The organism is Aliagarivorans marinus DSM 23064 (genome assembly GCF_000429485.1).
Classification (GTDB): domain Bacteria; phylum Pseudomonadota; class Gammaproteobacteria; order Enterobacterales; family Celerinatantimonadaceae; genus Aliagarivorans; species Aliagarivorans marinus.
Genome location: NZ_KE386910.1, coordinates 1 through 13,415, shown reverse-complemented (window position 1 = coordinate 13,415; position 13,415 = coordinate 1). Strand labels below are relative to the sequence as shown.

Annotated in this window: 12 protein-coding genes; 3 read left to right on the top strand and 9 right to left on the bottom strand. The window is 53.6% G+C overall.

Annotation, left to right across the window (positions count from 1 at the left end; genetic code table 11):
• Nucleotides 1-72 precede the first annotated feature (72 nt).
• From G461_RS0121685 to G461_RS0121675, 3 genes are read left to right on the top strand one after another with little or no spacing between them, the layout of a single operon-like run.
• Nucleotides 73-798, top strand: a complete 726-nt coding sequence (locus G461_RS0121685; protein WP_026960644.1) for an ATP-dependent zinc protease family protein — start codon at nucleotides 73-75, stop codon at nucleotides 796-798.
• Entirely contained in the window at nucleotides 798-2,318 is a 1,521-nt protein-coding gene (locus tag G461_RS0121680; RefSeq protein ID WP_026973424.1) for an inactive transglutaminase family protein, read from the top strand. Before G461_RS0121685 ends, G461_RS0121680 begins: the two co-directional genes overlap by 1 nt.
• Nucleotides 2,318-3,277: an alpha-L-glutamate ligase-like protein gene (locus tag G461_RS0121675; RefSeq protein WP_026973423.1), complete on the top strand. Its 960-nt coding sequence runs from the start codon at nucleotides 2,318-2,320 to the stop codon at nucleotides 3,275-3,277. The genes G461_RS0121680 and G461_RS0121675 overlap by 1 nt, the downstream gene beginning before the upstream one ends.
• A gap of 76 nt (nucleotides 3,278-3,353) precedes the next feature.
• On the opposite strand, the gene purF is transcribed toward G461_RS0121675, so the two are convergent.
• The 9 genes from purF to G461_RS0121630 all read right to left on the bottom strand — a co-directional run.
• A complete protein-coding gene (gene purF, locus G461_RS0121670; protein WP_026973422.1) occupies nucleotides 3,354-4,877 on the bottom strand; it encodes an amidophosphoribosyltransferase in 1,524 nt (507 codons plus the stop codon).
• Between the two features lie 13 nt (nucleotides 4,878-4,890).
• Nucleotides 4,891-5,382: a CvpA family protein gene (locus G461_RS0121665; protein WP_026960648.1), complete on the bottom strand. Its 492-nt coding sequence runs from the start codon at nucleotides 5,380-5,382 to the stop codon at nucleotides 4,891-4,893.
• A gap of 72 nt (nucleotides 5,383-5,454) precedes the next feature.
• Nucleotides 5,455-6,051, bottom strand: coding sequence for an SPOR domain-containing protein (locus G461_RS0121660; protein ID WP_026973420.1), 597 nt, complete (start codon nucleotides 6,049-6,051; stop codon nucleotides 5,455-5,457).
• A 4-nt stretch (nucleotides 6,052-6,055) separates the two neighbouring features.
• A complete protein-coding gene (gene folC / locus G461_RS0121655) occupies nucleotides 6,056-7,318 on the bottom strand; it encodes a bifunctional tetrahydrofolate synthase/dihydrofolate synthase (RefSeq protein ID WP_026973419.1) in 1,263 nt (420 codons plus the stop codon).
• 3 nt (nucleotides 7,319-7,321) lie between these two features.
• Nucleotides 7,322-8,251 (bottom strand): acetyl-CoA carboxylase, carboxyltransferase subunit beta, encoded by a 930-nt coding sequence (gene accD, locus G461_RS0121650; protein WP_026960651.1) that lies wholly within the window; start codon nucleotides 8,249-8,251, stop codon nucleotides 7,322-7,324.
• A 136-nt stretch (nucleotides 8,252-8,387) separates the two neighbouring features.
• Nucleotides 8,388-9,173, bottom strand: a complete 786-nt coding sequence (truA, locus tag G461_RS0121645; RefSeq protein WP_026973418.1) for a tRNA pseudouridine(38-40) synthase TruA — start codon at nucleotides 9,171-9,173, stop codon at nucleotides 8,388-8,390.
• A 101-nt stretch (nucleotides 9,174-9,274) separates the two neighbouring features.
• A complete protein-coding gene (locus tag G461_RS0121640; RefSeq protein WP_026973417.1) occupies nucleotides 9,275-11,704 on the bottom strand; it encodes a FimV/HubP family polar landmark protein in 2,430 nt (809 codons plus the stop codon).
• A 230-nt stretch (nucleotides 11,705-11,934) separates the two neighbouring features.
• Complete coding sequence (locus G461_RS0121635) at nucleotides 11,935-13,062, bottom strand: 4-phosphoerythronate dehydrogenase (protein WP_026973416.1); 1,128 nt, start codon at nucleotides 13,060-13,062, stop codon at nucleotides 11,935-11,937.
• A 152-nt stretch (nucleotides 13,063-13,214) separates the two neighbouring features.
• On the bottom strand, nucleotides 13,215-13,415 hold a 201-nt coding region (locus G461_RS0121630), incomplete at its 5' end, for a transposase (RefSeq protein ID WP_026971944.1).

The window sequence follows — 13,415 nt, the reverse complement described above, 5'->3', positions numbered from 1 at the left end:
CGCCTTTTTGCACTATTATGAACTTATAAAAACCCTTATATTTAGGTTACTTGCCGAGTAATGGACCAATCTATGATTAAACGCATTCCTTTGTTGGCGGCTGCACTGCTGAGCGCCTGCGCCAGTCAGACCTCACTTGAAAACCAAGCCCAAACCAGCCAGCAGCTCACTGCCCTCAGTGACGCACAGCAACAAACCTTAACGCTATGTCAGGAAGCCGTTTCACTGTTGGGCATCCAACAGCAGCAGCAGCAATCGTTGCAAGACCAGCTAAACCAACTGAACAACGGCGAAACAGCTAGCAGCGTGCCAGCTGAGCAAGCCCAGTGCGGACCTTCGTCGGTCAGCTATGAGCTAGGCAACAAGCAAATAGTCGGTGAAGTTGAATGGGTCAGCGTACAGCAATTGCCAGTGGCCCTTGAAGCGCGCATCGATACCGGCGCCACCACCTCTTCGCTGAGTGCATCCGACATTGTGACCTTCGAGCGCGACGGCAAGAACTGGGTGCGCTTTACCCTGCGTGTCCAAGAAGGACAAGACGAGATCCAGGTCGAGCGCCCTATCGTGCGTTTTGCTGAGATCAAACAAGCCTCCTCCAACAACATCGACCGACGCCCAGTGATCTCCATGCTGATTAAACTTGGCGGTTTGTCGGAAGAAACCCAGATCACCTTGGCTGATCGCAGCCACCTGCGTTACCCGATGATCTTGGGTCGAAACTTCCTAAAAGACATTGCCGTTGTCGATGTCAGCTTAAGTCACTCCCAACCTAAACCCAGTTTTGAGGACGCCAACTAATGGCCTCACGTAAGTTTTTCTATCTTATCGTTTCGCTATGTATGTTGATCGGCGGGCTGATGACCTATCACCGCCATATCACCTTTGAGGTGCCATGGCTGCCCGGCGAAAAACGCCAGATTTGGTCAATTGAAGGCAAAGTCGAGCTGGACGCTGTCGGCGAGCCGGTATCGGTCAGCCTGGCCTTGCCTTCCACTCAGCAAGGCTTTACTCGCCTAACCGAGACCACTGCATCGCTGGCGTATGGCCTGTCATTTGTTGATGAACCTGGAGATTACCGGGCGATTTGGACCAAGCGTGAAGCGCAGGGCCATCAGGAGATGTACTACAAGGTCGACTTTTTGGTGGACCCCAAAGCAGTCGACATCTATCAGCCTGAGGCGCCGCAAGCCCTGTATACCGAGTATCCGGAGCCCTATCAAACAGCAGCCAAACACTTAATCGAGCAAACCCAGCAGCTCTCGGCCGATGCGTATAGCTTCACCCGCGAACTGCTCAAAGCGCTCAGCGATGCTAGCAGCGCCAATCAAAACACCGACCTACTTCTGGGCTACAAGCCTCTCAACCAGCTAACGGTGGAACTGCTTAACAATGCTGAAGTGCCAGCCCGTATCGTGCGTGGTCTGAGCCTGGAAGATGGCCGCCGCCGCCAAACGTTGACCGAGTATATTCAGGTATTCCAAGATGAAAATGAGTGGCAGATCTTCGATTTAGCCACTGGCCAACAAGGCCGCCCGGGCAACACCCTGCTGTGGGAGTACAACGGCAACAGCCTGCTTGAAGTACAAGGCGGTCAAAACTCTCGGGTTAGCTTCTCGATGTTGCTGCAAGATCGCAGTGCGCGCAGTGCGGTAGCACCGAAGATCCAACGCGCCGATCTACTCAACTTCTCCATCGACAGCCTGCCTCTGGAAGAACAAGCGCTGTTCAAGGGCATTCTGCTGATCCCCATCGGCGTGTTAATCGTGGTGCTGCTGAGAGTACTGGTGGGCGTTAAGACATCCGGTACCTTTATGCCGGTGTTGATCGCGGTAGCCTTTATGCAAACCTCGCTGGTAACTGGCTTGGTGGGTTTCCTATTAGTTGTCGGTACCGGCCTGATTATTCGTGGCTACCTGTCCCACCTCAACTTATTGTTGGTCTCGCGAATATCGGCGGTAATCATTACCGTGATTGGGATTATCTCCATCTTCAGCGTGCTGAGCTTTAGCATCGGCCTCACTGAAGGCCTGAAGATTACCTTCTTCCCGATGATCATCTTGTCATGGACCATCGAACGTATGTCGGTGCTATGGGAAGAAGAAGGCCCGAAAGAAGTGCTGCTACAAGGCGGTGGCAGCTTGGCGGTGGCGGTGCTGGCCTATCTTGCCATGAACAACGAGTATGTACGCCACCTCACCTTTAACTTCCTAGGCATTCAGCTCATTATCCTTGGCATCATCCTGTTGCTAGGAAACTACACCGGGTACCGCTTGCTTGAGCTGCGGCGCTTCAGCCCTCTGGCGAATAAGGATGATTAATGTTTAGTTCTTTCTCCAGCCCGTTCAAGCTGGCGCGCAAAGGCATTATGGGCATGAACCAACGCAATATTGGTTACATTGCCCGCTACAACCCGCGCAAGCTGTTCCCTTTGGTGGATAACAAACTGAAAACCAAGATCATTGCCGAGCGCGATCAGGTCACCGTTCCACAGCTTATCGGGGTGGTGCGCACCCAGCACGACGTTAACTCGGTGGTGGATATCCTGCGCAAGCATCCCGGCTTTGTGATTAAGCCGGCCAAGGGCTCCGGTGGTAAAGGGATCTTGGTCATTACCAAGCAAGAAGACGGTAACTTCTTTAAACCAAGCGGCTCTGTCGCCACTGAAGAAGATATCAAACGCCACTGCTCCAACATTCTGGCGGGTCTGTTCTCGCTAGGCGGCAGCGCGGATGTCGCGGTAATCGAAGCGCTGATCGAGTTTGACCCCTGCTTCGAGGGCTTCAGCTTTGAAGGGGTTCCCGATGTACGGGTGATTGTCTTCCAAGGTTATCCGGTAATGGCGATGATGCGCCTGTCCACCGCCGCCTCTGACGGTAAGGCCAACCTGCACCAAGGCGCAGTGGGCGTAGGCATCGATATCGGTACTGGCAAGGCGCTGCATGCGGTGCAGTTTGACCGGCCGGTTAGCGAGCACCCGGATACTGGGCGGGTGCTCTCCGAGCTGGCGGTGCCCCACTGGGAGCGACTGCTTGAGCTTTCAGCTAGCTGTTATGAGATGTCGGGGCTTGGTTATCTGGGTACCGATATGGTGCTAGACCAAAGTAATGGCCCGATGCTACTGGAGCTGAACGCCCGACCCGGCTTGGCGATTCAGATCGCCAACGGCGAAGGGATCCTCCCTCGTCTGCGTATGGTAGAAAAGCTCAAGCGCGATGGCATCGAGCATAGCCCACAGGAGCGAGTGGAGTTTAGCAAGCAGCAGTTCAGCCGTTTGTAACCTCACCGCACTAACACGAAAAAGCCCCGGCTATGTGCATAGCCGGGGCTTTTATTTATCTGAAGCGCTAGCGAGATTAGTTCTCTTCGTTGTGCAGCTCTAGGTTCGCCACTTCTTCTTGCGCTTGAACCGCTTTGGAGTCGTCGTTACGCAGTTGGTCAAGGTAGTTCAGGTACTCCTGATCCACATCACCGGTCACGTAAACGCCGTTGAACACCGAGGTCTCAAAGTTTTGGATCTCTGGGTTGCCCTCTTTACAGGCATCAACTAAATCTTCCAGGTCTTGGTAGATAAGACCGTCAGCACCGATAAGCTCACAGATCTCCTCACTCTCGCGGCCATGGCCGATCAACTCATTGGCCGATGGCATGTCGATACCGTAGACGTTCGGGAAGCGGATTTCAGGCGAGGCAGAGGCGAAGTACACTTTCTTCGCGCCTGCTTCACGGGCCATCTCAATAATCTGCTCTGAGGTGGTACCACGCACGATGGAGTCATCGACCAGCAACACGTTCTTGCCGCGGAACTCTACATCGATAGCATTCAGCTTACGACGTACCGACTTACGACGCTGGGTTTGCCCCGGCATAATAAAGGTACGGCCAATGTAACGGTTCTTCACGAAGCCTTGGCGGTATGGCAGGTTAAGCTGCATCGCAATCTGCAACGCGATGTCGCACGAGGTTTCCGGGATTGGGATAACAACATCGATATCGAGGTCTTCCCACTCACGCTTGATCTTCTCACCCAGCTTGGTGCCCATGTTCACGCGAGCGCCGTATACCGATACCTTGTCGATGGTCGAGTCAGGACGCGCAAAGTACACGTACTCGAAGATACACGGGTTGTAGCTTGGGTTCTCAGCACACTGCTCGGTGAACAGTTGGCCATCTTCACTTACATAAACCGCTTCGCCTGGCGCTACATTGCGCACAAACTCAAAGCCTACCGCATCCAGCGCTACGCTCTCAGAAGCCACCATGTACTCCATACGCTGAGGATTCTCATCGCTCACACGCTTGCCGATAACCAATGGACGAATACCGTAAGGGTCACGGAAGGCCACCATGCCTTGACCGATGATCAGTGCAACCACCGCGTACGCACCACGCACCTGTTGGTGTAGCGCTTTAACCGCAGCAAACACATGACGCTGGTCGAACTCTTCTTCTACCAGTTTGTCCAGCTCGTGCGCCAATACGTTCAGCAGCACTTCAGAGTCTGAGGTGGTGTTGATGTGGCGACGCGCACGCTTGCTCATGGCTTCGCGCAGGTCTTTAGCATTGGTCAGGTTGCCGTTGTGGGCCAGAGCCAGGCCAAATGGCGAGTTTACGTAGAAGGGCTGAGCTTCTGCAGCGCTTGAGCTACCGGCAGTTGGGTAGCGCACATGGCCGATACCCAAATCACCCTGCAGTCGTTGCATGTGTTTAATCTGGAACACATCTTTTACCAATCCATTGGCTTTACGCTGTTTGAATTTGCCCTCAGTGATAGTCACGATGCCTGCGGCGTCTTGGCCACGGTGCTGTAACACCGTTAGCGCATCGTATATTGCTTGGTTAACCGGACTAGTGCCGACGATACCGACAATACCACACATGAATATTTTCCTTTTAAGATTGGTAGTTATGCAAAAAACTGGATGAGTCTTTTAAGAACTCAAAAAACCACTGCACGATAATCGAAAACTCCGGGATCAACACCGATGCAGACCACCAGTGCGACTCAGGAAATGCAGTGAAAGATAATAAAAACAGCAGCGCGCTGACCACCAGTACCCCACGTACTGCGCCAAAACAGACGCCTAACACCCTATCGGTGCCACTAAGGCCGGTGGTGGTAACAAGTTGAGAGAAAAGGTAGTTGACGAGCGCGCCGACGACAAGGGTAGAGATGAACAATACGAGGATGGCTAGACCGCTGCGATAGTAAGGATTTTCGACAACGGTGAAATAGCTTGCGAGGTCGGCATAAAAGCGGCTGGCGATAAAAAACGCCGCCACCCAAGACGCCAGCGACAAGGCTTCTTTAACAAAGCCCCTGACTAAACTGACCACTGCTGATAAGCCAATAACGCCCAGTATGACGTAGTCTACCCAAGCCATAATATTCTTCTAAGGATTAAGACGCGGGGGATAATATCAGAAACCTTTTTGAATTACTCGCTAACTTTTCCACTATCGAAACAGCGGGTCGAATGTGCGTACAGCGCCTTTCAGCCCAGTCAACGCTTCGAGATCGCCCTGCAACGCCTCAAGTGCTTGTTTGGAGACATTCGGGCCAACAAATACCCGATTAAGCTCATCTTGTACCGCGGGCTGCGGATAAGAGTGGGCTTGGTAGCCCGCTTGGCGAAGCTTGTCCACCAAGCGCTCTACGTTAGCGGCATTCTTAAAGGTGCCCAACTGGATAATGTAGGCCGGCTTGGCGAGGTCCACCTCGGGTTCTTTGTCAGGAGCGCTTGCCACTACTTCGGGCTGTTGATTCTCTTCAGGCTCTGGCAAGGCATCACCTGGCGCTTGCGCCTGCTCAGCTTGTGGGGTTTCCGCTTGCTGAGCCTCGTCATCGTGTTCTGCCAGCTCTAAGGCATCGCCATCAGGGTTTAGGTCAATCAATAGCGGCGGCAAATCGCTAACTTCTGGCGAGAAAGGGATCGGATTGAACTCTTCCTGCAGGCTGGTTTTGCTACCATCGAGCACGTCGGGGATGAAGATCACCCCAAGCGCGACCAAAACAATGGTACCTAAAAGTCGATTTTTAAACTGTTTAGTCAATGGCTTACACGTGTCCGACGGGAGTTGAGGCCAATTCTATTACTTCAGCGACAGTAAAAAAAGAACCAAACACCAAGACTAGGTGGTCAGGCTGTAGATTCTGCAGTGCTGTGCGATAGGCGTCGGCGACCGAAGAATAACGCGTCACAGACTGACCAACTAACAGCTCGGCCAGGCGGCTACCATCGTCGCCTCGCGGCATCGCCAAACCGGCAATATGCCAATGCTCGATGAGCGGCGCGACGGCATCCAATGTGGCAGCAGCATCTTTGTCAGCAAGCATTGCCACCACAGCGTGAACCTTACGCCCGTCGGCAAGCGCTGGCAGACGCTGCGCCAGATATTGGGCCGATTGCGGGTTATGCGCTACATCGACCAACACTTGATCATTAAGCCACTGCAGCCGCCCAGCTAGTTGCCAGTTTCGCAAGCCATCATTGAGCTCTTCTAGGCTAAGCACAACTCCCAAGTGCTCAAGTACCGCGAGCACGCCCGCGGCATTCATTAGCGGCAGCTGAGGCAGTAACAGCTTGTCAAAGCTGCTCTGGGCGCTCTGATAGCGCCAGTGACCGTCATCTATCTGGAACTGGTAGTGCACACCCGCCTGGAGCGTCTGGCAATGTAACGATGCGGCTTGCTCAGCCACCGAGCCAACCATCTCCGGGTCGGCAATCACCGCGGGGCGGCCTTCTCGGAAGATGCCGGCTTTCTCGCGGCCGATCTGCTCGATATCATCGCCCAGCCAGTCGACATGGTCTAATGCCACGGTAGTCACCAATGCCACGTCGGCATCGACGATATTGGTGGCGTCCAAGCGTCCGCCCAAGCCCACTTCAAGAATCACGTAATCGAGGGGCAGCCGGCGGAACATATCCAGCGCCGCCAAGGTAGTAAATTCAAAGAAGCTCAGTGAGACGTCGCCACGTAGCTGCTCGATGTGCTCGAAGCTACTGCAGAAATCTTCGGCTGGTGGCAACTGCCCATTCACTCGGACACGCTCACGAAAGTCCACCAAGTGAGGTGAGCTGTATACCCCGACCTGATAGCCTTTGGCCAGCAGCAACTGTTCAAGTAAGGCACAGGACGAGCCCTTACCATTGGTGCCAGCCACGGTGATCACCTTGGCCGATTGCTGGTGTAGATCGGCGCGCTGTGCCACACGCGCAATTCTGTCTAGCCCCAAATCGATGGCGCTATGGTGCTGCTGTTCTAAATAACAAAGCCAGTCTGCAAGAGACCGGCTTTGATTGTTGTTGGTATTACTCATAAATCAGTCTTGCGGGTTGATGCTGGGTGCGTCCTCGGCATCTTCTTCTATCGGTTCCACCAATACTGACGGCTCCGGCGCGGCGATTTGGCCGGTTAACTTCGAGATAATGCTGGCCAAGCGGTCACGCATCTGACGACGGTCGATAATCATATCGATGGCGCCCTTCTCTAGCAGGAACTCACTGCGTTGGAAGCCCTCTGGCAATTTCTCACGCACGGTTTGCTCGATAACCCGCGGCCCGGCAAAACCAATCAAGGCTTTCGGCTCCGCTACATTTACATCGCCCAGCATAGCAAAGCTTGCCGATACGCCGCCCATGGTGGGGTCAGTCAGTACTGAGATGTAGGGCAGCCCCTGCTCGCGCATCTTGGCCAGTGCGGCTGAAGTTTTGGCCATTTGCATTAGCGACATCAGCGCCTCTTGCATACGCGCACCGCCACTGGCGGAGAAGCAAACTAGCGCACGGCCTTCTTCGAGGCAGGTGTTTACCGCTTCAACAAAACGGGCTCCAACCACCGCCCCCATTGAGCCGCCCATAAATGCGAACTCAAAGGCACAGGCGACAACCGGCAGGCCCTTCAGCTCGCCTTTCATCACGATCAGCGCGTCTTTTTCACCGGTGCTTTTCTGCGCAGCAGAAAGACGGTCTTTGTAGCGCTTATTGTCTTTAAACTTAAGCTTATCTTTGGGTTCCAACTGGGCACCCAGCTCTTGTTGGGCGTCGCTGTCTAAGAAGCGCTCGAGACGTTCACGCGCATTAATGCGCATATGATGGTCACATTTGGGACACACATAGGTGTTACGCTCAACTTCAGCGCGATAGAGCGTTTGCTCACAGTTACTACACTTGGTCCACACCCCTTCAGGGATGTTACGGCGTTTAACTGACACGCTCTTACTTTTTGGCAGAATTTTCTCTAACCAGCTCATCAGAATCCTTTATAAATGCTCTACGATGTCAGCGACACCGCGTTGTTGCTGGGACAAACTCAGGCAATTAAACCACATTCGCCCTAAAAAATTTACTTAAAACTGGTCTAACCCTTTAAGCGTAATTGGATTATTTTTAATCATCCAAGAATAACGGCCCAAGGGCTACCCTGGGAAGTTCAAACTGTGCGGGATAGTCGACATCCACCAAGTACAGCCCCTCGGCCTTGGCCGTTGCTGCCGCTTGAGTGCGATCTTTTAGGCTAAGTAGCTCCGCTATCCACTCAACCGGGCGCTCGCCCTGCCCAACTTTAAGCAGGCTACCAACGATGTTACGCACCATATGGTGAACAAAGGCATTGGCCTTAATATCGACAATCACGTAATCGCCTTGGCGAGTCACCTTAAGGTGGTGCACGTTGCGCCAAGGGCTCTTGCTTTGACATTGCACCGCACGAAACGAGGTGAAGTCATTCTCACCCAACAGCGCCTGACCAGCTTGCTCCATCAAGGCCACATCAAGCGGTTGATGATAAAAGCTGACGCCGCGGCCTAAGATGGCCGGTCGTAGTGACTGGTTGTAGATGACATAGCGGTAGCGACGGGCGGTGGCGCTAAAACGTGCATGAAACTCATCATCGACCACCTTGGCCCAACGCACCGCGATATCACGCGGCAGGTTGCCATTAATGCCCAGTGTCCAGGCAGCCATTTTTCGCTCAACCGGGCTGTCAAAATGGACTACTTGACCGGTGGCATGCACGCCGGCGTCGGTGCGCCCGGCACACTGAACCTCAATCGGGTTGTTTGCCACTTTGGATAGCGCTTGCTCTAGCTCTTGCTGAACCGAGTTAACCTCACGCTGTCGTTGCCAGCCTTTATAGACGGCGCCATCGTATTCAATGCCTAATGCTACTCGCATCTATCCGCTCTCTGAAAAAGCGCCAATATTAATCGCTCACTCTCGCTTAAACAAACAAAGGGCCGGAAATTTGCGGCCCTTTTTGCTTGGTTGCAGTTAAATTACGCAAATCGCGACATTAACTTCTCAGCTTCTTCGCGTAAACCGGGGTCATCGCCATCGATGACCTGCTGCAATACCTTGCGAGCGCCATCGTGGTCGTCGATCTCCATATAGGCCCTCGCCAAATCAAGCTTAGACGCCAGCTCGGCATTTTGGTCCACGTCACCGCCTTCGGTGTCATCGAGCAGATCCGGGAACTCATCCATGCCTACATCCAGATTGGGCTGCTCGTAAGGGTCCGCGTCAGCCTGCTCGCTGCCCACCGCATCTTGCAAAAGCGTATCGATGTCCACGAACTCCTCATCGCTGACTTCATCGCGGCCCGGTAACACTTCTGCATCGGCCGGTACGGCCTCTTCGTTGAAGGCATCGGCGTTAAAGCCGGCAAACAGCTCATCGATATCATCCTGTCCGCTGGTTTGCTGCGGCGGCTCGGCTGGCTCTTCGTCTAACGCTGGCTCTAGTTCCGGCTCTTGCGCAACTGGCTCAGGCTCGGGCTCAAGCTCAGCATCGTCGAGCGCGACGTCTAAATCGCCATCGTCTTCGGTCAACTCTTCGAGCGCATCTTCAACGACCAGTTCAGGTTCTGGCTCCGCAGCCTGCTCGAATGCTTGCTCCAGCTCAGGGTCTAAGGCCTGCTCGGGCTCTACTTCTAATTCGGGTTCTGACTCCAGTTCAGGTTCAGGTTCCAGTTCTGGCTCCGGTTCTAGTTCGGGTTCTGGCTCTGGCTCTGGCTCTGGCTCTGGCTCTGGCTCTGGCTCTGGCTCTGGCTCTGGCTCTGGCTCTGGCTCTGGCTCTGGCTCTGGCTCTGGCTCTGCAGAGAATAGCTCTTCGTCAGATAAGTCAATATTTTCCAGCTCAGGCATCTGTTGCTTGGAGTCGGCCAACTCGGCTTCCATCTGACGCTGCTGCTCGAGCGCCTCTTCAAACGACACATCGTCCATGTCGTCTGAGCCAAACTCTGGCAGCGAATCCAAATCACTGCTGTCTTCGTCGGTCACTTCAAACAGATCATCGCTACCGTCATCGTCTAGGGCCAGCGCCAACTCCTCAGCACTGATCAGCCCTTGATCTTCACTCGACTCTTCGGTGCTGTCACCGGTATCAAACAAGCTGTCGAAATCATCGTCCGTTTCCGCTAAATCAGGTTCGAGAACCGGGTCACTACTGTCTTGCGGAGATGGCACCAGATCATCAGTGGAGAATGGGTCGTCACTCACACCTTCTAGCGGGGCGTCCTGGTCATCATCGAGATCGATGGCCAAGTCGGGATCTTCTTCTTTGACAAAGTCATCGAAGCTAGCCTCTTCGGCCTCAGGCTCAAGATCGTCGTCGCCAAGGTCCACGCTAGCTTGCATCGGATCGCCTAAATCGGCATCCGGCATACTCAGGTCAGGATCTTCTTCCATCACCGAATCGAGTGGGTCTTCCTCAACACTCTCACTAAATAGCTTGGAGAACTCGTCTTCATCCTCTTCCATCAGATTGATAGAGGCGGCTTCTAGATCTTCTTCCTGCTCTAAGTCTTTGTTGCCACGGCGACGCCAGAGCAGCGTTGCCAAGGTGGCTAGTAGCAGCAATGGCAGCACAATGATCAGTGCCAAGTTAAGAGGTGACGCTAGGAAGTCGCCGCCGCTGCTTGGTTGGCTACTCGCTTGTGGTGCTTGAGGCTGCTCCAGCAGCTGTAACAGGCGGCTTTGGGTACGGCGGTTGTCGCTTAGCTCTTCGCGCAGCAGTTCAAGCTGTTCACTAAGCTCTTGAACGCGGATCTTCAAGCGGTGGTTAACCTCGGCCATTCCCACCACTTGCTTGCTGCTTTCATCCATTTGCTGCTGCAACACATCGAGCTCTTGACGGCGTAAGCGCTCTAGCTCGTCGATACGCCCAACCAACTCATCGCGCAGCATCGACAGCTCTTCGTTGGCTTCTTCAAGCTGTTCAAGGCGAACCAAGTCCTCAGGTAGACTGACTTTGGCGGGCGTAGGTGTGCTTATCACTTGAGGCTGCGGCGTGGCTGCGGGCTTGGTTGGCGTTGCTGCCGGCTTAGGCTCGCGCTTCTTAATACCAAGCGCTTCGACAGCGCCGAGATGACTGGTGGTTTCGGCATCTTGTACCGTCGGCAGTATCAGATACGCACCGTTTACCAGAGAGTTAATATCGCCGTCGTTAAACGAGTTGGGATTCAACTGGAGAATCGCATACATCGTTTGATAGACACTGATATTGGGAGAAGGACGATTGGCGCTGGCTATCGCCCAAAGAGTGTCACTGTTGCGTATCGGTCCGTAAACGCTCGGGGCAGCTTCGCCAATCACTTCGTCGGGGCCGACTAGCTCGACGAAAAACTTGCTGCCTTCCTCACTGGCCGGAGCTTGGGCAGATAGCATCAGACCAGCGACTAAAAAGATGAGGGATGTTTTCCGCCCCATTTCCAATCCTTTTAATAATAAAATTATTCTACAGATACCTTAACCGGTGCTTTATCACTATAACTAGCGACAACTCTCCAATCCAGCGCGCTCTGTTGCACTTTCAAAGTAGGTCGCAGAATAGTTGTTCGTCGTCTTAGGTATCGGCATGTATTCGCAATACTAAAGCAAACTTAATTTAAGGTATTGATCTAAAACGCTTTAGCATGGAGAACAAGGTACTGGTAAGGCTAGGTGTAAGTAAAGCCCAGCTCTGCCAAAGCTTGCTCAAACGCTGAATTAATCTGCAATACCGAAAACTCGCGGCGCTCCGGATAGGTTTTTCTCAGTCGGTCAAAGCCCTCTGGCGTCAACCCGAACTCTCGAAAGCGCTTATCATCCCCTTGCAAATCGTAAACCAATCTGGTCAATGCGGCGACCTGTTGTTGACTGATTGAGTGTTGGCTAAACGGCGGTTGTAAGGTCACAGTTGGGAGGCCCGCTTCTGGCAATAGCTGCTGGGACAGATCGTTAGGCTCGATATCCAGCGCCTGGCACATTGCATGGTAGATCATGCTGGTGCCGGTCATCTTACCCTCGAGGCTATAACCGGCAATATGCGGCGTAGCGATAAAGCAATGCTCCACCAACTCGGTGATGACCTTCGGTTCGTGCTCCCAAACATCCCAAATCAGCAGCGGCGCACGGCCCGCCTTGGCTTGGGCCAACAAGGCATGGTTGTCAACGACCGCGCCGCGACAGGCATTGATCAGCACTTGCTCCGGCGATAAAGCTTGCAACTGTTCGGCGCCAATTAGGTGGCGGGTTGGAAGCTCTGGGTATTGGTCAAGTGGCACATGCAGGCTGATCACATCTGCTTGCAAGGCTTGCTGCAGGCTAATACCGCCAGCGAGCTTTCCTTGCTGCTCAAGTGGCGGGTCACAAAACAGCACCTTCATCCCCAAGGCTTGGGCACAACGCGCTGTCGCACTACCTGTGTTACCCGCACCGATAACGGCAAAGCTTTTCCCTTTTAAGGATTGCTGGCGGAACTGTGCTGCCGCCAACAACGCACTGGTCACATACTGCGCCACCGAACGGGCATTGCAGCCCGGGGCCGAGGCGAAGGCAATACCCTTCTCGGCAAGCAGAGTTTGGTCGACGTGCTCAGTGCCGATGGTTGCAGTACCGATAAACTTAAGGCGCTGTGCTTGGCTAAGCAGTGCGGCATTCACTTTGGTAATGGAGCGGATCAGCAAGGCATCAGCATCAGCTAACTGCTCCGGCGCAATATTCCTGCCATCCACTGGAACCACTTCGCCGTGTTGCTTTAATAGGGCCTGAGCGAAGGGAATATTCTCGTCTACTACTATCTTCATCGGTATATCGTCGTGCGGGTAAAACACGCATCATATCAATCGTTGCGAGTGGGTACAGCCTAATCGGCCAAATCGCGCTGAAAGCGTGATAGTAAATATCCACCTTCTAAAGAAGGTGGCTTTGAATGAGCCCCCTCGAAGGGGGCCTTTGTCTAGTGCAGCGCCAACTCACCTTGCTCTTGACGCTCAACTTTCTCTTGATGTCTTACATATCGGCGTATGATTTCTTCGTTAATACCCACAGTATCTACGAAATACCCTCGCTGCCAAAAGTGGTTGCCCCAAAGCTTGTTCTTCCTCAAGTACGGAAACTTGTTGAATAGCTTCAGAGCTATCTTCCCTTTTAGCGCCCC

Coding starts and splice junctions, on each gene's coding strand:
- G461_RS0121685 (WP_026960644.1), top strand. CDS start 73: ATGATTAAACGCATTCCTTTGTTGGCGGCTGCACTGCTGAGCGCCTGC.
- G461_RS0121680 (WP_026973424.1), top strand. CDS start 798: ATGGCCTCACGTAAGTTTTTCTATCTTATCGTTTCGCTATGTATGTTG.
- G461_RS0121675 (WP_026973423.1), top strand. CDS start 2,318: ATGTTTAGTTCTTTCTCCAGCCCGTTCAAGCTGGCGCGCAAAGGCATT.
- purF (WP_026973422.1), bottom strand. CDS start 4,877: ATGTGTGGTATTGTCGGTATCGTCGGCACTAGTCCGGTTAACCAAGCA.
- G461_RS0121665 (WP_026960648.1), bottom strand. CDS start 5,382: ATGGCTTGGGTAGACTACGTCATACTGGGCGTTATTGGCTTATCAGCA.
- folC (WP_026973419.1), bottom strand. CDS start 7,318: ATGAGTAATACCAACAACAATCAAAGCCGGTCTCTTGCAGACTGGCTT.
- accD (WP_026960651.1), bottom strand. CDS start 8,251: ATGAGCTGGTTAGAGAAAATTCTGCCAAAAAGTAAGAGCGTGTCAGTT.
- truA (WP_026973418.1), bottom strand. CDS start 9,173: ATGCGAGTAGCATTAGGCATTGAATACGATGGCGCCGTCTATAAAGGC.
- G461_RS0121640 (WP_026973417.1), bottom strand. CDS start 11,704: ATGGGGCGGAAAACATCCCTCATCTTTTTAGTCGCTGGTCTGATGCTA.
- G461_RS0121635 (WP_026973416.1), bottom strand. CDS start 13,062: ATGAAGATAGTAGTAGACGAGAATATTCCCTTCGCTCAGGCCCTATTA.